Annotated in this window: 20 protein-coding genes; 18 read left to right on the top strand and 2 right to left on the bottom strand. The window is 37.7% G+C overall.

From position 1 onward, the window contains the following. Positions 1-32 precede the first annotated feature (32 nt). The 8 genes from ACN6MT_RS27410 (at position 33) to fabF (ending at position 11,520) form a co-directional block, all read left to right on the top strand. Complete coding sequence (locus ACN6MT_RS27410; protein WP_419954010.1) at positions 33-1,154, top strand: type I phosphomannose isomerase catalytic subunit; 1,122 nt, start codon at positions 33-35, stop codon at positions 1,152-1,154. A 141-nt stretch (positions 1,155-1,295) separates the two neighbouring features. Next, positions 1,296-3,101 (top strand): sensor histidine kinase, encoded by a 1,806-nt coding sequence (locus ACN6MT_RS27405; protein WP_419954009.1) that lies wholly within the window; start codon positions 1,296-1,298, stop codon positions 3,099-3,101. Then, positions 3,094-4,656: a response regulator gene (locus ACN6MT_RS27400; RefSeq protein WP_419954008.1), complete on the top strand. Its 1,563-nt coding sequence runs from the start codon at positions 3,094-3,096 to the stop codon at positions 4,654-4,656. The genes ACN6MT_RS27405 and ACN6MT_RS27400 overlap by 8 nt, the downstream gene beginning before the upstream one ends. A gap of 173 nt (positions 4,657-4,829) precedes the next feature. After that, entirely contained in the window at positions 4,830-5,687 is an 858-nt protein-coding gene (locus tag ACN6MT_RS27395) for a sugar phosphate isomerase/epimerase family protein (protein WP_419954007.1), read from the top strand. Positions 5,688-5,712: 25 nt separating this feature from the next. Continuing rightward, positions 5,713-7,113: a glucuronate isomerase gene (gene uxaC / locus ACN6MT_RS27390; RefSeq protein ID WP_419954006.1), complete on the top strand. Its 1,401-nt coding sequence runs from the start codon at positions 5,713-5,715 to the stop codon at positions 7,111-7,113. Between the two features lie 27 nt (positions 7,114-7,140). After that, on the top strand, positions 7,141-8,610 hold the full coding sequence (locus ACN6MT_RS27385; RefSeq protein WP_419954005.1) for a tagaturonate reductase: 1,470 nt from the start codon (positions 7,141-7,143) through the stop codon (positions 8,608-8,610). A 15-nt stretch (positions 8,611-8,625) separates the two neighbouring features. Continuing rightward, the gene (locus ACN6MT_RS27380; RefSeq protein WP_419954004.1) at positions 8,626-10,113 is read left to right on the top strand and encodes a UxaA family hydrolase; all 1,488 of its coding nucleotides are present in this window, start codon (positions 8,626-8,628) and stop codon (positions 10,111-10,113) included. Positions 10,114-10,278: 165 nt separating this feature from the next. Then, entirely contained in the window at positions 10,279-11,520 is a 1,242-nt protein-coding gene (gene fabF / locus ACN6MT_RS27375; protein WP_419954003.1) for a beta-ketoacyl-ACP synthase II, read from the top strand. 246 nt (positions 11,521-11,766) lie between these two features. On the opposite strand, the gene ACN6MT_RS27370 is transcribed toward fabF, so the two are convergent. Next, entirely contained in the window at positions 11,767-12,888 is a 1,122-nt protein-coding gene (locus tag ACN6MT_RS27370; RefSeq protein WP_419954002.1) for a metallophosphoesterase, read from the bottom strand. Positions 12,889-13,089: 201 nt separating this feature from the next. On the opposite strand from ACN6MT_RS27370, the gene ACN6MT_RS27365 reads away from it, so the two are divergent. The 8 genes from ACN6MT_RS27365 (at position 13,090) to ACN6MT_RS27330 (ending at position 17,597) form a co-directional block, all read left to right on the top strand. Then, entirely contained in the window at positions 13,090-13,410 is a 321-nt protein-coding gene (locus ACN6MT_RS27365; RefSeq protein WP_419954001.1) for a hypothetical protein, read from the top strand. A 127-nt stretch (positions 13,411-13,537) separates the two neighbouring features. Beyond that, positions 13,538-14,215: a hypothetical protein gene (locus ACN6MT_RS27360; protein WP_419954000.1), complete on the top strand. Its 678-nt coding sequence runs from the start codon at positions 13,538-13,540 to the stop codon at positions 14,213-14,215. 11 nt (positions 14,216-14,226) lie between these two features. Further along, the gene (locus ACN6MT_RS27355) at positions 14,227-14,457 is read left to right on the top strand and encodes a 4Fe-4S dicluster domain-containing protein (protein ID WP_235847238.1); all 231 of its coding nucleotides are present in this window, start codon (positions 14,227-14,229) and stop codon (positions 14,455-14,457) included. A 19-nt stretch (positions 14,458-14,476) separates the two neighbouring features. Beyond that, positions 14,477-15,541, top strand: a complete 1,065-nt coding sequence (locus ACN6MT_RS27350; RefSeq protein WP_419953999.1) for a 3-methyl-2-oxobutanoate dehydrogenase subunit VorB — start codon at positions 14,477-14,479, stop codon at positions 15,539-15,541. Continuing rightward, positions 15,538-16,290 carry a thiamine pyrophosphate-dependent enzyme gene (locus ACN6MT_RS27345; RefSeq protein ID WP_419953998.1) on the top strand — a complete coding sequence of 251 codons (753 nt, stop codon included), beginning with the start codon at positions 15,538-15,540 and terminating at the stop codon, positions 16,288-16,290. Before ACN6MT_RS27350 ends, ACN6MT_RS27345 begins: the two co-directional genes overlap by 4 nt. 2 nt (positions 16,291-16,292) lie before the next feature. Further along, positions 16,293-16,844, top strand: a complete 552-nt coding sequence (locus ACN6MT_RS27340) for a 2-oxoacid:acceptor oxidoreductase family protein (RefSeq protein ID WP_419953997.1) — start codon at positions 16,293-16,295, stop codon at positions 16,842-16,844. A 45-nt stretch (positions 16,845-16,889) separates the two neighbouring features. Then, positions 16,890-17,087: a hypothetical protein gene (locus tag ACN6MT_RS27335; protein ID WP_419953996.1), complete on the top strand. Its 198-nt coding sequence runs from the start codon at positions 16,890-16,892 to the stop codon at positions 17,085-17,087. A 168-nt stretch (positions 17,088-17,255) separates the two neighbouring features. Then, positions 17,256-17,597, top strand: a complete 342-nt coding sequence (locus ACN6MT_RS27330) for a cupin domain-containing protein (RefSeq protein ID WP_419953995.1) — start codon at positions 17,256-17,258, stop codon at positions 17,595-17,597. 21 nt (positions 17,598-17,618) lie between these two features. Here ACN6MT_RS27330 and ACN6MT_RS27325 read toward each other — a convergent pair whose 3' ends face one another. After that, the gene (locus tag ACN6MT_RS27325) at positions 17,619-19,793 is read right to left on the bottom strand and encodes an MMPL family transporter (protein WP_419953994.1); all 2,175 of its coding nucleotides are present in this window, start codon (positions 19,791-19,793) and stop codon (positions 17,619-17,621) included. 266 nt (positions 19,794-20,059) lie between these two features. Here ACN6MT_RS27325 and ACN6MT_RS27320 point away from each other — a divergent pair, with 266 nt between their 5' ends. Next, positions 20,060-21,004 (top strand): sugar-binding transcriptional regulator, encoded by a 945-nt coding sequence (locus tag ACN6MT_RS27320; RefSeq protein ID WP_419953993.1) that lies wholly within the window; start codon positions 20,060-20,062, stop codon positions 21,002-21,004. A 130-nt stretch (positions 21,005-21,134) separates the two neighbouring features. After that, positions 21,135-21,809 carry a deoxyribose-phosphate aldolase gene (gene deoC, locus ACN6MT_RS27315; RefSeq protein ID WP_034675200.1) on the top strand — a complete coding sequence of 225 codons (675 nt, stop codon included), beginning with the start codon at positions 21,135-21,137 and terminating at the stop codon, positions 21,807-21,809. Positions 21,810-21,816: the final 7 nt, after the last annotated feature.

Below are 21,816 nucleotides of genomic sequence, written 5' to 3'. Positions count from 1 at the left end.
TTTAACCTATTACATTAAGGAGGTTTATTACTATGGATGTTACTTCAATGAAGATGGATGGCTCTCAGCCAATCAAGTTATCGCCTACTAGGTCATGGCGGACCTACTTAGGTGGAAAACTATTAGATGAACTGCATGGAATTAGTGACCCAAAGGATAGTCGTTACCCTGAAGAATGGATGATGTCGATTATTTCTACCAATAGAAATGCGGACCGACAACATTTAATAGATGAAGGATTGAGCAAGGTAGACCTGCCTGACAGGGACATCTACTTGAAGGATTTAGTGGATAATAATCCTGTAGAGTTCTTAGGGAAAAAACATCTCGAAAAGTACGGTAAACAAACTGGAGTATTGGTTAAGTTGATTGATACCGCAGAGCGTTTAATTATTCAGACCCATCCCGACAGAAATCAAGCTCAAGAGCTTTTTCATTCTTTGTATGGAAAAACAGAATGCTGGCATTTTGTGGGCGGCAGAGAAATCGACGGCGAACCTCCCCATGTATATATGGGCTTTAAACCAGGTGTCACGAGAGAACAATGGAAGGCATTGTTTGAAGAACAAGATGTTCAAGGCATGCTTGCTTGTTTACATAAATACTATGTCCAACCTGGAGATACGTTCTTAATTGAAGCCGGTATTCCACATGCGATTGGTTCTGGCTGTTTATTGGTAGAAATCCAAGAGCCTTCAGATATTACCATCCGCTTGGAAAAAACATCACCTTCAGGATTAAAAATTGATGAGTTCTTAATACATCAAGGCCTGGGATTTGAAAAGATGTTTGATCTATTTAAGTACGACACATTTACTAGAGAAGAAACGCTAGAAAACTGGCAGGTAGTTCCTGAAATGGTTACAGATTTAGAGGGCAGTAAAGAAATCGAACTCATTGGTTATAATCGGACACCATATTTCAGAATGACTCAATTGGAATTTCAAACTGAAACTGAAGTACAGGGGGACGGAGTATTTTCAGGATTATATATAGTATCTGGCAAGGCCGCCGTCAAAGCAGGTGAAGAACATCTGTCTTTAAAAAAAGGTGACCAATTGTTTATTCCTGCCCAAGTTTCCAGTTTTTCTATTGTAAATAATGGTATGGAAGCAGTTAAAGCATTAAGATTATTTGGTCCAGATGTAAATTAGACTCTAGCGGCTAGATTTTTATCTGGCTGCTGTTTTTTTATCCAATTGACCGATAATTTCGTATTATGATAAAATGCGGAAAACGGTTACAATAGAATAATAGAATATTGAGAATTTACTTACTAGCAGGGAGTTTCTTCTATGACAGCTGTAAAGATTAAAAACTTTATTCGCAAACATTTCTTCTATTCTTTTAAATCCACCATTAATACTCTCTATTTACCTATCATGATTCTTTTTATATTGATTACAGGATGGGTTTCATCTTTGCTAGCAACTGCACAAATAGAAGAAAATGCCTATAAAAACGTAAATGATACGATTTTTCAAACGAAGAATTATTTAGATAACATGCTGGCAGATGTTTTTCAGCAGCTAGTCTCCTTATCGAATGATCCTAGAATTTTATCATTAGTAGATAAAGAGGTCTCTGAAATTAATCCGGAATCTTACGTAGAGATAGATAATAACCTAAAGCTTATTTATTCAAGATACAATGTCATCCTCGAGTCCGTTCTTGTTAACCATAAGCAAAATGGTTTTTTACTTTACCATACCAGTTATAATTCTAATCCATCGATAAATTATGAAGAGTATTTTACAAATTTTCATGGAAACAAAGAAGGTTTCTATTGGAGAAACATTCATGATGACCAGGAATTTAATAAAAATAATCAGGTAATGTCAATATTTCGATTGATTGAAAAGAATCAGTCATCCTCAAAAGGGATTGTTTTATTTAATTTACGGGCAGAGTTTTTTGAACAGGTATTGAATAAATCGTTAATCGGAGAGAATGGATACCTGACACTTATAAGTCCAGATGGAATCTATGAATCTAAAACTGTAAAAAAGAAATTCAAGTTGGATAACCCAACTCTTCACTCGCTGCAAAATCTTAAAGACGAAGCAGGGGAGTTCTCTTACGAAAATACCGCTGGGGAAGATATGATTGTCATATACGATACATTACGTTCAAATAAGTGGAAAATAGCAGCTGTAATTCCACAAGATGAAATCTTAAATAAGGTAAATTACATCAAAGATTTCACCATTCTATTGGTCGTGTTGATGATCCTATGTGCGATTATAATTACAAACATAGTAGGGAAATATATTTCGGATCCATTTAAAAAGATGGCCAAACAAATGGGAATGATTAATAAAAAAAATCTGGACTTTGATGTTGAAATGTCGGGTCCTGAAGAAATGAAAATCCTGCATACGGGCTTTAAAGAATTAATTATTCGAATTCATACACTAATGGATCAAATTCGATTAGAACAAGAAGAGAAACGACAATTGGAATTTGCGGTCATGCATGCTCAGATAAATCCTCATTTTCTTTATAATACGATGTATTCAATCAAAGGATTATGTGATATGGGATTGAATAAAGACGCTAGTCAAATGATTAGTGCCCTCGCCAGCTTTTTTCGAATCGGAATTAGTAAAGGAAGGGAAATCATTTCAATCCATGAAGAAATGGAGCATATTCAGCATTATTTGTTTATTCAAGAAATGCGCTATGGTGATGATTTTTCCTATGGAATTGAAATTGACAAAGAAATTCTTTCCTATAATATTATTAAACTTTCATTGCAGCCTCTGATTGAAAATGCCATCTACCATGGGGTAAAGCAAAAACGCGGCCAGGGTAAAATAACGATTCGGGGATATCAAGTTGGAGATACCATCCATTTAGAGGTTCGTGATAATGGAAATGGAATTCAACCACAAAAATTAAAGGATATCTTGCTGGAAATACAAGCAGCGTATCAGGATAAAAAGAAGTATCTTGGTATTGGTCTGCAAAGTGTAAATGAACGAATTAAAATTCACTTCGGAAACGAATACGGTTTAACGATTGCAAGTGAACCTGGTAATGGGACAGTCGTTAGCATTACGATTCCCAAAACAAAAGGGGAGATTAATGAGTATGCATAAAGTAATAGTTGTAGAAGATGATAGAATTATTCGTCGGGGCATATGCCAGGCAATCCCATGGGGAGAGCATGGATTCGTTGTAGCGGGAGAAGCAGGAGACGGTGAGGTGGCACTAACGTTAATTGAAAAGGAACAACCGCAAGTCGTTGTTTCCGATATAAATATGCCTTTTATGAGCGGTTTAGAAATGGCGAAACGGATTAAAGAAAAGAGCCCTGAGACAAGAATTATTTTTCTGACGGGGTATGAAGATTTCAAATATGCTCAAGAAGCAGTTAAGTTGAAGGCGTTTGACTATCTGTTAAAGCCTGTGGATTCGGCATACTTGCTAAAAAAAGCCAAGGAAGCAGCAGCTGATTGGGAAAAAGAATCAGTGAAAGAAAAAAGAATCATAGAGTCTATGCCTTTACTGCAGCAGAAGTTTTTTCAAAAGTTGATTCGAGAGGGAGATTACCGGGTTGATATTGAAAATGAGCTGCTAAGGCTTGATGTTCAAATCGAGGGTCCATTCTATGCCGTTATTCTTGTTAAGAATACAATTGAACTCGATCTTGAGGGACATTGTTTTAAAGAAAAGATTACGAGTTTTACTTCTTCCTATTTTAATGAATTAAATTGTTTGGTGATGAATGCGGATGTAGGTGAATATGCAATTCTTTTATCCTTAGAAAACGACCATGATTTAAGGAAAGGAGAATTAGCCCAAGCTTTGTTTAATTTTCTAAAAAAAGAACTAGATCAGTCTATTACCATTACACATGGACGAGCATATCCTAATCTATTTGAAGTCGGTAAATCTTTTTTAGAAGCCAGGGTAGCTATGGATATGAGGCATATTATAGGTACGGGCAGAGTAATTTCTTTGGATGAAACCGTTTCTAAGTGTGATAAAAAAGAAAATCTTGTCCATGATTTAGAGATGAAATTAGAAAATCATATCAAGGCTGGTTTACCAGAAAAGGCTAAAGAAACACTGATAGATTTAAGTACCGCGATAGTGGATAGAAAAAGTGTTGCTTTATCGGATTTAAAAGTTCTAGCTTTCAAATTTAGCACCATGTTATTTTTTGAAATCGAAAAATGGAAAAAAGAAGATACAACAAATAGCTTTAATTCATCCGATGTTTATAAGGATATCATGGAGTTATCAGCTCTGACAGAAATGACAGATATTCTAAATAGTCTTATTCAACAATGGTCTACGGCCATGTTTAAAAAGAAGGAAAAAAATTATTATAGTCATGTTGACCAGGCAATCAAGTATATGCAGGGAAATTTTCATGACAGTAGTTTAACGCTACAAAAGGTGGCCGAGTTAATTCATGTTAGTACCCCCTATTTAAGTAATCTTTTTAAAATGGAGAAAGGGTTTAATTTTGGGGATTACTTGTTAGAGTTACGAATGAAAAAAGCAATGGAACTATTAGGAGAGGGCAATATTAAAACATACGAAGTTTGTGAACAAGTAGGTTATAGTAACCCACAATATTTTGGAATCTGTTTTAAGAAATATACAGGTGTTACACCAGCTGAATTTAAGAAAAAATTTAAATAACGGCGCAAAAAAATCCGCGTGGAAAATCCCATTCGGATTTTTTTAACATTATAAAATTTTTAAGAAAATTGTTTAAGATTTTAAGGACTTTGTCGAGATGAATTGTAACCCCTTTCATAGATTAATATAATCAACCTGTAAGTTAATGAACGGTATATGACTGGAGGATGGATATGGCTGCAAATATAGGAATCCGGGCACATGATATTGAAGACCCATCAATCGAGAATGTAGTTACTATAATAGCAAATAAAGGGCTCAGCTCTGTTCAGTTAGCACTAGGTAAATCCCTAAAGGATACCAATTCTGAATTAGGAAGTTTAAGTCCCGGTTTTGCTCAAACGATACGACGTTTTTTTGACAAGAAGGGTATTCAAATAGCTGTTTTAGGCTGCTATTTCAACATGATTCATCCTGACCACACAGAAAGAAGAAAAGGGATAGCGCGATTCAAGGAACACCTTAGATTTGCAAGAGATTTTGGCTGTAGTATTGTCGGAACAGAGACAGGAAACGTGCAGGCTGAAATCGTTTATACAGAAGAGAACTTTACAGAACAGCCGTTTCTGGAGGTAGTCGAGAGTGTCAAGGAGCTCGTAGAAGAAGCAGAAAAATTTGGAGTAATGGTAGGTATCGAGGGAGGAATCAATCATCCAATTCATTCGCCTGAGCGGATGAAGAGATTACTAGATACTGTTCCATCTAATAATCTTCAGGTGATATATGACCCTGCCAACTTCATATCCATTGATAATTTTCTTAATCAAGAAAAAGTTATCCAAGAAGCATTTGAGCTGTTTGGAGACAGAATGGTGATTTTACATGCGAAGGATTTTGTCATTGAAGATGAACAGGTCAAAATCGTTCCGGTAGGTCAAGGATTGTTAAATTATGATTTTCTATTTAACTTATTAAAAAAGAAAAAACCATTTATCAATATTTTAATGGAAAGCACACAGGAACCATACATAGATGGAAGTGTTGATTTCTTAATCGAAAAATACGGAATTGCAAAGTTAGAAATAAAATAAAAAACATAGAAAGCCGGGTGCCGCGATGCAAAGCTTCATGGATGATAATTTCTTACTAAACAATGAAACATCGGTTATTTTGTATCATGAATATGCAAAGGATATGCCAATCATTGACTACCATTGCCATTTAAGTCCGAAGGAAATATATGAAAATAAGAAGTTCAAAAACATTACCGATATCTGGTTATCTGGAGACCACTACAAGTGGCGGTTAATGCGCAGCAATGGAATTGATGAAGAGTTCATTACCGGCAGTGCCAGTGATTATGATAAGTTTCTAGCTTGGGCAAAAACGGTTCCAATGACAATTGGAAATCCATTGTTTAATTGGACCCATTTAGAATTACAACGATACTTTGGAATTGACCAGTTGTTGAATGAGGATAGTGCACCGGCTGTTTGGGAGAAAGTGAATGCTTTACTTAATAGTGAAGGCTACGGTGCTAGGGATTTTATCAAAAAATCGAATGTACAAGTGGTGTGTACCACTGATGACCCTATTGATAGCCTTGAATTTCATCAACTTTTAAAAGAAGAGTCCGATTTTGATGTAAAGATACTGCCAAGTTTTCGCCCAGATAAAGGACTTGAAATTAATCGCGATGGCTATCTAGAGTGGGTGAATAAGCTCCAAGAAGTTTCTGGCAGCTTGTTTGATACGTATGAAGGTTTTTTACAAGCACTTGAATCAAGAGTTCGGTTTTTCCATTCCGTTGGCGGAAGAGTTTCGGACCATGCGATTGATGTCATGATGTATGCTGATACAACAAAAGAAGAAGCGGCACGGATTTTTAAAGACGCCTTAGAGGGTAAGAAAATTTCAATTGAAGATGAAAAGAAATATAAAAGCTACACGTTAACTTTCCTCGGAAAACTATATTCCGAACTAGGCTGGGCCATGCAGTTCCATATAAATGCTTTAAGAAATAATAATTCAAGAATGTTTAACCAATTAGGACCAGACACAGGCTATGATTCTATTAATGATGAAGAAATAGCGAAGCCATTGGCGAAATTATTAAATGCGATGGAGCAGGACAATGCCCTTCCTAAAACGATTATTTATTCGTTAAATCCAAATGATAATACGGTTATTGCAGCAATGATTGGTAATTTTCAAGGCGGCGGCATTCCGGGGAAAATACAATTTGGAACCGCATGGTGGTTCAATGATCATAAATCAGGGATGCTGGACCAAATGCAGGCATTAGCCAATGTGGGATTATTTAGCCGTTTTATTGGAATGCTGACAGATTCCAGAAGCTTCCTTTCCTACACAAGACATGAATATTTTAGAAGATTAGTCTGCTATCTCATCGGTGAATGGGTAGAAAATGGCGAAGTTCCGAATGATACCGAATTCTTAGGCAAGATTGTCCAAGGAATTTCTTATGATAATGCAAAAGAGTATTTTCAATTTTAAATGCCCCAATTATAAGGAGGAGCATTCATGGAAGTTTTAACTAATAATTTAGTAAAGCAACGCCAAAAATACGCTGAGAAAGTGTTGCAATTTGGTGAGGGGAATTTTTTACGAGGTTTTGTTGACTGGCAAATTGATGTCATGAATAAGAAGGGGATCTTTAACGGCAGTGTTGTCGTTGTCCAACCACGTGGGCAAGAGAAAATTGAGAAATTAAATGCACAGGATGGACTGTATACACTCTACTTACAGGGGATGAAAAATGGTGCAGCGGTACAGGAGAATTCTATTATTGCCAGTATTAGTAGAGGCATAAATCTTTTTAACGAATATGATCAGTATCTTCAATTAGCAGCGAATAAGGAGTTAAGGTTTATTTTTTCAAATACCACAGAAGCGGGAATAGTATTTGATGAAAATGATTGTTTAGATGATCGCCCACAAAGAAGTTTTCCTGGAAAATTAACTGCCTTTTTATATGAGCGCTACAATGCTTTTCAAGGCGATAAGGACAAGGGTTTGATTATTATCCCATGTGAACTAATTGAGCGAAATGGTGAAAGGTTAAAAGAAATCGTCCTAAAATATGCAGACCTTTGGTATCTTGGAGATGATTTTGCTCTATGGATACATGAGTGTAATACATTCTGTAATAGTCTTGTTGATCGAATTGTTCCTGGCTTCCCAAGGGATAGTATTGAGGAAATAACAGAAGAGCTTGGATATCAAGATAATCTACTAGTGGTGGGTGAACAATATCATTTATGGGTAATCGAAGGTCCGCAATCGATTGCGGAAGAGTTTCCAGCACATTTGGCGGGACTAAATACTTTGGTGGTTGATGACTTGACACCCTATCGGACAATAAAGGTGCGTATATTAAACGGTGCGCATACGGCGATGACACCAGTTTCCTATTTATACGGGATTGATACTGTAGCCCAAGCGATTGAAGATGAAGTGACAGGGCAATTTGTAAAAGAGCTTATTTATGATGAAATCATTCCGACGCTGGACCTTCCAATCGAAGAATTACATTCATTTACAGAGGCTGTGTTAGAACGTTTTAGGAACCCATTTATGCAGCATTTTCTATTAAGCATTTCACTTAATTCGATGTCTAAATTTAAAACAAGAGATTTGCCTTCTTTATTGGACTATTACAATTGGAAGCGTCAATTACCCAAAAAACTTGTTTTCTCTCTAGCAGCTCTTATTTCTTTTTATAAAGGAAAAAGAGGGGAAGAAGAGATTCCTTTAGCAGATGACCAGGATGTACTTGATTTATTCAACTTACAATGGAGTCAATACAATGGGACAATCGACAGCATTAAGGACATTGTAACGAATGTATTAAGGTACGAGAAGGTTTGGGAGATGGATTTAAACCAAGTTCCTGGACTAACCGCTGCTATAACGAAGGATCTCTTCGATATTGAAACAATGGGAATGAAAAAGGCCCTTGAATCCGTATTAGGACAGAAAGCAGCCAACTAGCGGGAGGGAAATCTAATGTTGGATATCATCCAGATCCATAAACAAGACAATGTTGTGGTTGCCTTAAAAGATTTATCAGCAGGTCAAACCTTTACTATAGGTGGGGAAGCGATCACACTAAAAGAAGATGTGCCAAGAGGACATAAGGTAGCCATTAATAACATTTCAATCAATGAACATATCATTAAATATGGCTATCCGATTGGGCATGCCATGAAAGACATTTCTGCAGGGGAATATATACACACACATAATACAAAAACGAACTTAGATGGTATTCAGGAATATCAATATAATCAAAAGCTAAACACCACTCTATATGAAAAAGAAAACCTAACATTCAATGGATTCAAAAGAAAAAATGGTAATGTAGGAATTAGAAATGAACTGTGGATCGTCCCGACAGTAGGTTGTGTAAATGGTGTCGCCGAAAGAATGATTAAGCTGTTTGAAAAAGAAGTAGGCGATATTAGCCCTTTTGAAAATGTCTTAGTCTTAAAGCACAATTACGGCTGCTCACAATTAGGTGACGATCATGAAAATACGAAGAAAATTCTTAGGGACGCGGTGATGCACCCGAATGCTGGCGGAGTATTAGTCCTAGGTCTAGGCTGTGAAAACAACAATTTATATGAATTCAAAGAAAGCTTGGGAGAATATGATGAAGATCGAGTAAAGTTTTTAGTCTCTCAAGAAGTGACGGATGAAATTGAGGCCGGTGTTGAACTGCTTAAGGAAATTTATGAGAATGTAAGGGACGACAAGCGGGAAGCAGTACCTTTATCACAATTAAAGGTTGGTTTAAAATGCGGTGGTTCGGATGGATTTTCTGGGATTACAGCGAATCCGTTATTAGGTAGATTCTCCGATTTCTTGGTATCCCAAGGCGGAACGACGGTGTTGACAGAAGTACCTGAAATGTTTGGTGCAGAAACGATTTTGATGGAACGGGCGGCAGATGGTGAAGTATTTGAAAAAACCGTTGAATTAATTAATGAATTCAAGGAATATTTCATACAAAATAATCAACCAGTCTATGAAAATCCATCACCAGGAAATAAAGCCGGCGGTATTACTACTCTGGAGGATAAATCACTTGGATGTACGCAAAAAGCAGGTACATCGGTTGTAACGGATGTTCTTAAATACGGAGAAACGATCAAAAAAGAGGGTCTAAATTTATTATGCGCTCCAGGAAATGACCTTGTAGCATCTTCCGCATTAGCTGCGGCCGGGTGTCAATTGGTACTATTTACAACGGGCCGCGGAACACCGTTTGGCGCCTTTGTTCCAACAGTAAAGATTTCCACCAATACTCCAATCTACGAGGTGAAGCCGCATTGGATTGACTTTAATGCAGGCGTACTGTTGGAAAAAGAAGCAAATGAAGTACTGCGGGAATTTATTCATTACATTATCAAAGTGGCAAGCGGTGAATGGGTGAACAACGAAAAAAATGATTTTAGAGAAATTGCTATTTTTAAAACAGGAGTTACTTTATAGGAGGTCGAGGAAAAAACGATTGGGTGACACCTATCGTTTTTTTGTATGCTAGTGAATGGATTGTACTTTGCGGGAGTAAATTAATTTGTCCGGACACACTTAATTCGTTAAACTAGAGAAAGAGTGTAAGAATCATCCGAAAATCTATTTAGGAGTGAGCATTGAATGAATAAAAGAGTAGTGGTTACAGGTGTTGGAGCAGTCACTCCTTTGGGAAATGATGCTCATACATCATGGGAACAAATTAAGAATGGTGTTTCCGGGATCGGCCCTGCAACCCTTTTTGATGTAGATACGGTCGACGTCAAGATTGCAGCGGAAGTTAAGGGCTTTGCGCCAGAAGAGTTTATAGACAAAAAAGAAGCCAGGAGGATGGGGCGTTATAGCCAGTTTGCTATCGCAGCAAGTCAAATGGCGGTTAAAGACGCAGGAATCCAAATTGGAGAGGGGATTCAACCAGAAAGGGTCGGAGTTTGGATTGGATCAGGAATTGGCGGCTTGGCCGAATTCGAGGAACAACATCGGAAGTTTATTGAAAAAGGTCAAAGAAGGGTCAACCCGTTTACGATACCGATGTTTATTCCTGATATGGCGGCAGGACAAGTATCCATTTCACTTGGTGCAAAAGGAATCAACAATTGTTCGGTTACAGCATGTGCGTCCGGTGCTAATTCCATTGGTGATGCATTCCGCGTGATTCAAAAGGGGGATGTGGATGTGATGATTGCCGGCGGAACGGAAGCAACCATTACCGGGATGACGGTGGCGGGCTTCTCAAATATGACCGCACTTTCAAAAAATCCAGACCCGGCTACAGCGAGCAGACCATTTGATAAGAATCGTGATGGATTTGTCATTGGGGAAGGCGCAGGTATCATCGTATTAGAAGAATTAGAACACGCATTAGCTCGCGGTGCTGCCATTTACGGAGAATTAGTTGGGTATGGGGCTACAGGTGATGCCCATCATATAACTACTCCTGCACCCGAAGGAGAAGGAGCAGGCAGAGCAATGAAATTAGCATTAGCCGATGCTGGTATTACCCCTGAACAAGTTGACTATATCAATGCTCACGGCACGTCCACCTATTATAATGATTTGTTTGAGACGTTAGCGATTAAAGATGTTTTCAAGGAACATGCCTATAAATTATCTGTTAGTTCCACAAAATCGATGACCGGCCACTTGTTAGGTGCAACTGGTGCGATAGAGGCGATTTTTTCTTTATTAGCAATCAAGGATGGAATCATCCCGCCAACCATCAATTATCAAACTCCTGATGAACAACTAGATTTAGATTATGTCCCTAATACGGCAAAAAATAAGGATGTTCAAGTAGTTTTATCCAACTCATTAGGATTTGGCGGCCATAATGCGACTTTAATATTTAAAAAATTTGCTAAGTAAAAAAACTCTATAGTGACCGAAACCCAAAAAAGGCAAGAGTCCCGGCCACTATAAGAGCTCTATAGTGACCGAAACCCAAAAAAGTAAGAACCACGGTCACTATAAGAGCTCTATAGTGACCGAAACCCAAAAAAGGCAAGAGCCATGGTCACTATAAGAGCTCTATAGTGACCGAAACCCCAAAAAGGTAAGATCTATGGTCATTATGAGGATCCAACTGGATTTCTCAACGATTAATTAATATTGCTATATACCAAGCTTCTTTAAGAAATCAACCGTTTCCTGATGCTCAGGTTTAATCAGTTTGAATAACTTTTTATCAGTTTTTACAAGAGGTTTTCCATATTCATCTGCAATCGGTCTAGTAAATGATTTGCTGTTTAACACTTTCCACTTTCCATCCTTAGCCTCAAGCTGAAGGTCAATAATTCCAAGACGGCTTCCAAAGGCACTTGCCATTACAACTGGCTTTCCTTTGATTTTTCCTTCGTCAATGTTTGCCATCGGTAAGTCTTTATAGGCAGGCCCTGGAAATACACTATGAGAGTGTCCAGCTAAAATGGCATCAATCTCTGGAATATCGCTAAGGTAATAAACGGCGTTTTCCGTTTCAGGGTGATAAGGTTCACTGTCTATTCCTGTATGGGCCAGCGCAATAATAATATCAGCACCCTCTGCCTTCATAATCGGTACAAATTCCTTTGCACTTTCGACGATTGGTCGAGCTATCACTTTTCCCTCTAGATTTGCCTTGTCCCATTTCATAATTTGCGGCGGCATAAATCCAATGACACCAATATTCAATTCATGCTCCAACCCCTGCTTGTCAACAACACTTCTTTTTAAAATAACATAAGGTTTAAAATAGGGTTTATTCTTTTTAACGGAATAAACATTTGCATTTACAACCGGCATTTTTAATCCTTTAAGGACAGTAGTTAAGAACTTTAAACCATAATTAAATTCATGATTTCCAATTGTAATGGCATCATATTTTAAGTAATTAAATGCACGGTAAACAGGATGTACATTCCCTTTTTGAATCCCGCGTATTCTTACTAAGTATTCACCTAGAGGATTCCCCTTTAAATGGTCCCCATTATCAAACAATAATGAATTGACTGCTTCGCTTCTTGCTTGATGAATAAGACTTGCAGTTTTTACAAGCCCGATATTATTGTTGGGTTTAGTTTGATAATAATCATAATTCACTAAAGCTGCGTGGAGGTCTGTCGTCTCAAGGATTCTCAAATCAATTATTCCATTGTTGTTCACTGTACTGCTTTCTTCAGCAAACATAATAGATGGGAACTGGGACCATATAATCGTGCTAATGAAAAGTAAAAGGAATAACTTTTTATTCTTCATAATGATGTCAGCCTCCTAAAATTCTTATCCTGTGTTATTATTTGGAAATTTTGACTTGTTGATTCATTGGTAAAAGATTCTTGAAACGTGACATGAATTTGTCAAAAACATATGAATAAAAAGTGAATAAAGCGTGTTTCAAAAAAATACTTTGAGGAGATTACTTATAATAAAAGAGACAAAAGGTGGAGGTTTTGAAAGATGAATATTACAACAATCATTGAATTAGAAAATATGGAAGTAGAGAAGATTGCCGGTGCAAAATTGGTGTTTGCAGAGGAACAAATTTCTGAGAATATTATTGAAACCTGTGTTGAATGTTTTCAGGTAGAAGGATCAAACGAAACCCTTTCGACAGAGGATGGGATGCAGCTAGTGTTCTCACAATTAAAGCAAGAAGGTATTATCCCTTCAAGAGTAGAGGATTTCTCATTTGAAATGCCTTCCTGCGGACGACTGAAAACAAAAAATGAAGATGAGACTGAAGTTCCGCAAAAAGTTATCATATCCTATATGTCATAAAGAAGTTCAATGAACTTCTTTTTTTCTGTGATATTGGTCAACGCGGATGTACCATAGGTTACTTTATAATAAAAATGAGAATTATATTTTTGTTAACGCTTACAAATGTCGAGGAGGTACTTTTCTAGTGGAAATGAATAAAAGGATAACCATTCTAACCGGTCATTTTGGAAGCGGAAAAACTGAAATTGCGATTAATCTTGCATTAAATGAGAAAAAGATACATAACAAAATAGCGATTAACGACTTAGATATTATTAACCCCTATTTTCGCTCAAGAGATGTTTCGGATACTTTCGAGCAGCTAGATATTGAATTAATAGCCCCTGCCAACCGCCTGGCAACCTCAGATTTACCCATTGTATCGGGAGAAATCTATCGTGTTTTACATGATCAGCGTTATCGAGTGATAATTGACGCCGGCGGCGATAAAGACGGAGCAATGGCGTTAGGGCAGTATTATCATGAGTGGAAAGAATTAAAACCTGAACTTATATTCGTCTTAAATGCTAATCGTCCATATGTTAGTACGTTTGAAGGAGCGAGGGATACGATTGAACAGATTGAACAAGCAGCCCGCTTACAGGTGACTGGAATGATTAACAACACCAATATTGGATTTGAAACGAGTATGGAGGATATACATAAAGGTTATGAATTTAGCATCAGACTATCTGATCTGCTTTCAATACCACTACTTTATACATCTATTTCTGTTGATATAGAAAAAGAGGCTTCTTATTTTGCTAAAAAGCATCGGGTAATGTTTATCAAACGCTATATGAAATTACCTTGGGAAGGATAGGAGTGAAAAAAGTGGAAAAGAGAGTAGTTTTTAACAAGGAAATATGTAAATCCTGCGGGCTTTGTGTTCAGGTATGTCCAACAAACATTATCTTTCTAACAGACTATTTAAATGGAAAAGGATATCGTCCGGCATCTGTAACCAATCAGGAAAACTGCATTAGCTGTGCTAAATGTGCGCAAATATGCCCTGATTCTGTTATATCAGTGTATAGACCGGTAAAGGTACTGCAATCTGTTTAATGTGAAAGGAGCTTTATGTATGGGGAAAGTTTTAATGAAAGGAAATGAAGTAATAGCGGAAGCAGCGGTCCAAGCGGGTTGTAAGTACTTTTTTGGCTACCCTATTACACCACAGAGTGAGCTTGTAGCATATATGGCAAGAAGGCTTCCTGAAGTTGGAGGATTATTCCTTCAAGCGGAAAGTGAAATTGCTGCCATAAATATGGTTTATGGTGCTGCTGGAACGGGAGTGAGGGTAATGACTTCATCTTCAAGCCCTGGATTCAGTTTAAAACAAGAGGGGATTTCCTATTTAGTAGGTTCAGAGCTTCCTGCAGTTGTCGTAAACGTTGTGCGAGGCGGCCCTGGTTTAGGGAATATCCAGCCTGCGCAGTCGGACTATTTCCAAGTTACAAAAGGCGGCGGTCATGGCGACTATAATATTCCAGTGTTAGCACCAGCCTCTTTACAAGAAATAGTCGAATTAACAAGTGAAGCATTTGATATTGCTGACCGTTATCGGACACCTGTTATTCTTATGGGGGACGGAATGCTTGGGCAAATGATGGAGCCAGTTGAATTTGGAGAGCGAAACGAATCTGAACTACCAGAAAAGAAATGGGCAACTACTGGTACACGTGGAGATGGAGCTCCTAAGATCATTACATCTCTTGAACTTAATGCTGAGGCACTTGAACAGCGTAACCATAAACTCCAGCAGAAATTTGCGAGAATAAAAGAAAATGAAGTACGCTATGAAACTTATAAAATTCATGATGCTGATTATATAATCGTAGCTTTTGGTACAGTTGCTCGAATTGCGTTGAATGCCATTAATAAAGCAAGACAGCAAGGTTTAAAGGTAGGGTTAATCCGTCCAATTTCACTGTGGCCATTCCCTGAAAAACCGTTCGTAGAAACAAGGGATCGAGTAAAAGGATATATTGCCGTAGAAATGAGTGCCGGGCAGATGGTTGAGGATGTTAGATTAGCGGTTAACGGTCATGCAGCAGTTGACTTTTTTGGCAGAACCGGTGGAGTTGTACCAACACAGGAAGAGATTTATCAAAAGATACTATCTGTATCAGGGGGGATTACGGTATGACAATGAAGACCGTTTTTACCAAAACAAATGGTTTAACCGATAACCCTACACATTACTGTCCTGGTTGTACCCACGGCATCATTCACCGGCTTGTCGCAGAGGTTTTAGAAGAAATGGATATTTTAGAGAATACCATTGGGGTTGCTTCTGTAGGATGTTCAGTTTTATCCTATGAATATTTTAATTGTGACATGACCCAGGCGGCTCATGGCCGCGCTCCTGCTGTGGCAACAGGTGTGAAGAGGGTGCTGCCTGACCGTTTTGTATTTACTTATCAAGGTGATGGTGACCTTGCATCTATCGGCATAAGCGAAGTCATTCATGCAGCAGCTAGAGGGGAAAAAATTACGGTCATCTTTGTTAATAATGCTATATATGGAATGACAGGGGGACAAATGGCGCCGACTACCTTGATTGGTCAAAAGACAGCTACAACACCTTTTGGACGAGATGAAAGTATTCAGGGCTCACCTATTAAAGTCTGTGAAATGTTGGCAACTTTAGACGGTACTGCATACATTGAAAGAGCTTCTGCACATGATGTGCACCATATACAAAAGGCAAAACGTGCGATTCGGAAGGCGTTTGATGCACAAAAGAATGGGCTTGGCTTTTCAATGGTTGAGATATTGTCAACCTGCCCGACTAACTGGGGGCTTGATCCCTATGAATCCCTTGAATGGGTTAAAGATAATATGATTCCTGCTTATCCTCTAGGCGTTTACAAAAATAAACAGGGGGGCAATTAAACATGTTGGAGGAAATCATTATCGCAGGATTCGGTGGTCAGGGTGTCATGTCAATGGGTCAACTGATAGCGTATGCTGGTATGCTCGAGGGGAAAGGCGTTTCATGGCTGCCATCCTATGGTCCGGAACAACGCGGCGGAACGGCAAATTGTGCTGTCGTCGTGTCCGACGAACCCGTGGGTTCTCCTCTGGTCACAAGTCCTTCGACAGCGATTGTTCTAAATAATCCTTCTTTTGAAAAATTCGAGCACCGCGTACGACCAGGGGGATTATTGATTAGTAATTCATCATTGGTGACAAGAGCATCAAAACGCCGTGATATTGAAATCATTGAAATAACCGCAACCGATATGGCTTCTGACCTGGGGAATACACGGGTCGCGAACATGATTTTGTTAGGTGCCTATCTTGAATTTACTAAGGTAGTTACCTGTGATTCCATTATCGAATCATTGAAAAAAGTCTTGCCAGAAGAAAAGCACCATTTAATAGAGGTTAATAAACAAGCACTCAATAAAGGAGCCTCCGTGATTCCTGTAATAAGACAATCTTAAGAAATCATATCTTTAGGAAAAATAATTTGGGTGTGATTAGTAAATATGAAAAAACAAAAACAAGTTGTCTTCTACTCAATTAAGGGTTCAACGATTAAGAAATTTATAATACTAGATTGTCTTACGGGTACAGGAATTTTTTATACATTAAAAATCATTACATCAAGCATTATAGTTGGATTCTTAGGAAGTCTTGTTTGTACCGAGGGCATTAAAAGGCTTCCCAGCAGCAAGAAACGTTAAGAATACAAAAAGTGGCTTAACAATTCTAATGATCTGAGTCGTACATAAATGAACATCTCAATAATTTTTCCAGGAGCGATGAGAAACAATAAATAGTGATATGCTTCACTTCATTGAAAATGATTTTCAGTTAAAATATAAGTATCAGATTGCTAGGAGGAAATAAGGATGGAGAAAATTTCAATTAAAGCCTTTCAGGAATTCAGTGAAGATAGATTCACTAAAAGAGTCATTTACAAAAAGGGTGAAACGACAGCTTTTGTATTGAATTTCTTGCCTGGACAGCAGCTTCCAGTTCATAAGCACCCAGGAACAGAGGTATATCTTTATGTAGTTACCGGAAGTGGGACATTCATTATTGATGGTCAGGAAACGAAGGTAACCGAAGCAGATATAGTACATGTAGGCGGGGAAGAAGAGCTTGCCTTTAATAATACAGGCAATGAACCTGTAAGCTTATATGTTATTTTAAGTAAAGTACCAAGCGAACAATACGCTAAAAATATCTAGATTCAAAAGCCAGCCTAAAATTTAGACTGGCTCCTTTTTTTGTTTTGTTAAGCCTTTATTTTTATAGCCAAAGAACCACCAGTTCCAATCCCCGAATAACTTCATTAAAGCAGGAACAAGAACCATCCTGACTATCGTGGCGTCAATAAAAATAGCAATAGCAATTCCAACACCTAACTGCTTAATTGGCATAACACCTGTAAAGGCAAATGCTCCTGTAACCACGATCATAATAGCAGCAGCGGATGTAATAATTTTACTCGTATACGTTAAGCCGGATATCGTAGCTTCAGTATTATTTCCTGTTTTCAAATAAAACTCCTGAATTCTTGAAATCAGAAATACTTCGTAATCCATTGACAGTCCAAATACGAGGGTGAATACAAAAACGGGTAAAATTAGGGCAATATCTGCAGGTTCTACTTCTAAGTGCCCTTGCTGGAAAATCCAGACGACAATTCCGAACGTACAGCTTAGGCTTAATATATTCATTAAAATCGCCTTTAATGGGATTAGGATTGACCGAAAAGCCGCCATAAGTATGAAGAAGGTTGAGACAACAATTAACAACAATCCATAAGGCGCCTTCTCAAAAATCTCATCAAAGATTTCCTGCTCAAATTTTATTGCTCCACCAAAATGGACAGACAAGTCTAAGTCCCTGCTGGACCAATCTCGAATCCACTCTCTCGCTTCCGCGGAATGATCATTTGTATTTAAGTAAACTTCGATCAACATTTTATTGTCTCGAACAAAATAATCAAGTATGGGCGCAGTCTGTTCTTTTTGTCCAAACCGGAGGAGTTGTGATAACTTCTCTTCATCCTGAATCCCTGTAGCAGAAAAAGCAGAATCTACAGAATCGACCAGATCATCCTTTGAAAGCTGATCAAGAATGCTGCTGACTTTCTCAAGATTACTAGTTTCTAATACATTTCCATTTGTTTCAAGTACGATTGATACTTTCTTTTCACTACGTTTATCCTTAGGAATGAAATGTTCCTCGAAGGCTTCAAAAGCCACTCTAGATGGATATTTCGCCGGAAGAGATTCTGTCCCTGGAATCGACAGCGTCATCTGAGCAACAGGTATAAGACCAGCGAGAAGTATCGCAAGTGCTGCCGCAGCCATAACTACTGGGCGTTTCATCACAAACTTTGCAAATGTATGCCAAATACTAGTTTTATTATTGGTTATTCGTAGGACACTGAACTTATTAATTTTAGCGCCAAGAACAGCTAGTAAAGCAGGGAGAAAGGTTAAGGCACAGAAGGCAGAAATAAAAACCACTGCCATGCCGCCTAGTGCAACATTTTGAAATATATCAATTTGAATAAACCATAAAGCAGATAAACCAATAAAAACGCAAAGGCCAGAAAAAATAATGGAACGTCCAGCGGTTGCTATGCTAATTTTAATGGCTTCTTCAATGGACCTGGTATGTAATTCCTCTTTGTAACGGTTTATTAATAAAAGGGCAAAATCAATACTCAAAGCGAGTCCTATCATCGGTACAATATTTAAAATAAAGATCGTTAAATCGGTACCATAACTAAAAAAGTAAACAGCACCCATGGTAGTTAAAATCGAGACAACCCCGATGACAATCGGAATGGAGGCAGCGATTAACCCTCCGAAGGCTAGTACTAAGACAATCAAGGCTATAGGCAATCCAATCATTTCGGCTTTTGCTAAATCCTCTTGGCTTGCGATATTAAGGTCTTGAACAATGATGGGCTCACCTGTCATTGTAACCTTTAATCCCTTCTTGTTTTTTATTATCTTCTTTAATTGGTGTATTTCATCACTTAATCCTTCTGCACTCTTATCAAAGGACAAAAGCCCATAAGCATAGTTCTCTTTTATCATTCCATCACGCTCATAAGGAGTGGTGATACTTTTGGCACCATCGAATTCTTTAAGGTCATCGAAGGTTTCCAGGATAAAATGATTCCATTCTGTGTCACTCACGCTGCCTTCTCTTTGGAAAACAAGAATAATCGAAGATTTCGCCTGCCCAAAATCTTTTTCAAGCAGTTTCCTTGTTTCATTGTACTCCCCTTTATACTCAAAACCATTTCCACTTAATACAGAGGGTAATTTTAAGGCAAAAATCCCTGATAGTATGATGATCAGTATCCAAATGGCGAGTACCCATTTTCGATAACGGTATATAATTCCTCCAAGTTTCTCCATTTTAAGACCTCCTTTTAGGAAATAATTCCCTTACCATAGTATATCAGAACTCATAGAAAGTTTTGGTTGACTATTTCGTGGCAAATGAAATGGATTAAATATGATAAGAATGATTCCCTCAATTAATAACGAAAATACAAATATAGAAGAAGTGATTAACTATGAAAAATTGTTCATGATACATTTTATAAATGTAAAAAATATATGGAGATTTAAGATCGTTACTTGCTATAATAAAAAAAAGTTAGGGAAGAGGGTGATGAACAGTGGATCAAGAGAAACTAAGTAAAGTGATTGAAGCAGCAAAATTATATTATTTATTGGATCATAATCAAAACGAAATTGCGAAAATTTTGGGTGTTTCTCGTCCTACAGTGTCCCGATTATTGCAGCTAGGAAAAGAAGAGGGAATCGTCCAAATAAATATCATCGACCCAACGGAAGATGTTGAAAATCTAGCTGCTAAGCTAGAAAAAAAATTCAATTTAAAAAGAGCAATCGTCACATCTATTCCACAATTTGAAAATCATATTATCAAAAATTATTTGGGAGAAAAAGCGGCATTATTCCTCGATGAAATAGTGAAAGATCAGGACATTATCGGTGTCACATGGGGAACAACGTTATATCACATCGCAGTAGAGCTAAAACAGAAATTTGTTAAAGATGTAAAGGTAGTTCAGCTAAAAGGCGGGGTCAGTCACGCAGAAACCAACAATTACGCTTCAGAAATCTTGTATTTATTCGGAAAGGCATACAATACAACACCTTTAAATCTTCCGCTGCCTGCCATTGTTGACCATGTTGTGGTAAAACAGGCAATGGAAGCAGACCGCCATATTAAAAAAATTCTTGAATTGGGTAAAAAGGCAAATATCGCACTGTTTACCATCGGTTCCATCAAGACGGATTCGTTATTATTTCAGATGGGCTATTTTACAGAGAGTGACCAAAAGGCCCTAAATGAAAAAGCAGTTGGTGACATTTGTTCACGTTTCTTTGATAAAAATGGCGAAGTATGTGATGAAAGCCTTAATGAGAGAACATTAGGTGTGAAACTCGACGACTTACGAAAAAAGGAATATTCAATACTAGTCGCAGGTGGTCCGAATAAAATTGAAGGCATTTATGGCGCACTAAAAGGAAACTACGCTAATGTCTTGATAACCGACCAATTCACCGCCAAATTTTTACTTGATAAAAACTCATAGGTTTTATTATGTGACACATTTTTAACATTTGTTCATTTTTATATTTACAATTGTTCAATTGGTTTGATATAGTTAATTTGTCAATATAAAAGATTCTATACGGATTTGTAAAACAGGGAGGATGTACATGATGACTCAAAATATAACAAGCATGATTGATCATACATTATTAAAAGCAAATGCAACAAAGGATGAAATCGTAAAGTTAGTCGAAGAAGCCAAGAAATATTCCTTCGCTTCCGTATGTGTTAATCCAACTTGGGTAAAAATATCAGCAGATATGTTAAAAGATACCCCAGAAGTAAAAGTATGTACCGTAATTGGTTTTCCTTTAGGGGCATCTACACCAGAAACAAAAGCTTTTGAAACAAGAAATGCGATTGAAAATGGTGCAAATGAAGTCGATATGGTGATAAATATCGGTGCACTTAAGGATAAACAAGATGATTTAGTTGAGAGGGATATTAGAGCTGTTGTTGAAGCAGCGAAAGGAAAAGCCTTAACTAAGGTTATTATTGAAACCTGCCTTTTAACGGATGAAGAAAAAGTACGTGCATGTGAACTATCCGTTAAGGCTGGAGCGGATTTTGTAAAAACCTCAACAGGTTTCTCTACAGGCGGAGCTACAGTTGAAGATATCCGTTTAATGAGAGAAACAGTTGGTCCTGATATTGGTGTTAAAGCTTCTGGAGGCGTTCGCAGCCGTGAAGATGCACTTGCCATGATCGAAGCAGGTGCGACTCGTATCGGTGCTAGTTCCGGAGTGTCTATTAGTAAAGGTGAAATTTCTCAAAACAATTATTAATTAACGA

The sequence above is a fragment of the Neobacillus niacini genome, assembly GCF_048572935.1.
In the GTDB taxonomy this organism is placed as follows: Bacteria; Bacillota; Bacilli; order Bacillales; family Cytobacillaceae; genus Neobacillus; species Neobacillus niacini.
Note: the sequence above shows the minus strand (reverse complement) of the source record. Positions and strands in the feature narration are given on the sequence as shown.

What these genes read in the sequence shown, in the direction of transcription:
- ACN6MT_RS27380 (WP_419954004.1), top strand. Translation starts at nt 8,626, where the DNA reads ATGTTGGATATCATCCAGATCCATAAACAAGACAATGTTGTGGTTGCC.
- fabF (WP_419954003.1), top strand. Translation starts at nt 10,279, where the DNA reads ATGAATAAAAGAGTAGTGGTTACAGGTGTTGGAGCAGTCACTCCTTTG.
- ACN6MT_RS27400 (WP_419954008.1), top strand. Translation starts at nt 3,094, where the DNA reads ATGCATAAAGTAATAGTTGTAGAAGATGATAGAATTATTCGTCGGGGC.
- ACN6MT_RS27350 (WP_419953999.1), top strand. Translation starts at nt 14,477, where the DNA reads ATGGGGAAAGTTTTAATGAAAGGAAATGAAGTAATAGCGGAAGCAGCG.
- ACN6MT_RS27395 (WP_419954007.1), top strand. Translation starts at nt 4,830, where the DNA reads ATGGCTGCAAATATAGGAATCCGGGCACATGATATTGAAGACCCATCA.
- ACN6MT_RS27385 (WP_419954005.1), top strand. Translation starts at nt 7,141, where the DNA reads ATGGAAGTTTTAACTAATAATTTAGTAAAGCAACGCCAAAAATACGCT.
- ACN6MT_RS27330 (WP_419953995.1), top strand. Translation starts at nt 17,256, where the DNA reads ATGGAGAAAATTTCAATTAAAGCCTTTCAGGAATTCAGTGAAGATAGA.
- ACN6MT_RS27335 (WP_419953996.1), top strand. Translation starts at nt 16,890, where the DNA reads ATGAAAAAACAAAAACAAGTTGTCTTCTACTCAATTAAGGGTTCAACG.
- ACN6MT_RS27370 (WP_419954002.1), bottom strand. Translation starts at nt 12,888, where the DNA reads ATGAAGAATAAAAAGTTATTCCTTTTACTTTTCATTAGCACGATTATA.
- deoC (WP_034675200.1), top strand. Translation starts at nt 21,135, where the DNA reads ATGACTCAAAATATAACAAGCATGATTGATCATACATTATTAAAAGCA.
- ACN6MT_RS27345 (WP_419953998.1), top strand. Translation starts at nt 15,538, where the DNA reads ATGACAATGAAGACCGTTTTTACCAAAACAAATGGTTTAACCGATAAC.
- ACN6MT_RS27410 (WP_419954010.1), top strand. Translation starts at nt 33, where the DNA reads ATGGATGTTACTTCAATGAAGATGGATGGCTCTCAGCCAATCAAGTTA.
- uxaC (WP_419954006.1), top strand. Translation starts at nt 5,713, where the DNA reads ATGCAAAGCTTCATGGATGATAATTTCTTACTAAACAATGAAACATCG.
- ACN6MT_RS27405 (WP_419954009.1), top strand. Translation starts at nt 1,296, where the DNA reads ATGACAGCTGTAAAGATTAAAAACTTTATTCGCAAACATTTCTTCTAT.
- ACN6MT_RS27365 (WP_419954001.1), top strand. Translation starts at nt 13,090, where the DNA reads ATGAATATTACAACAATCATTGAATTAGAAAATATGGAAGTAGAGAAG.
- ACN6MT_RS27325 (WP_419953994.1), bottom strand. Translation starts at nt 19,793, where the DNA reads ATGGAGAAACTTGGAGGAATTATATACCGTTATCGAAAATGGGTACTC.
- ACN6MT_RS27340 (WP_419953997.1), top strand. Translation starts at nt 16,293, where the DNA reads ATGTTGGAGGAAATCATTATCGCAGGATTCGGTGGTCAGGGTGTCATG.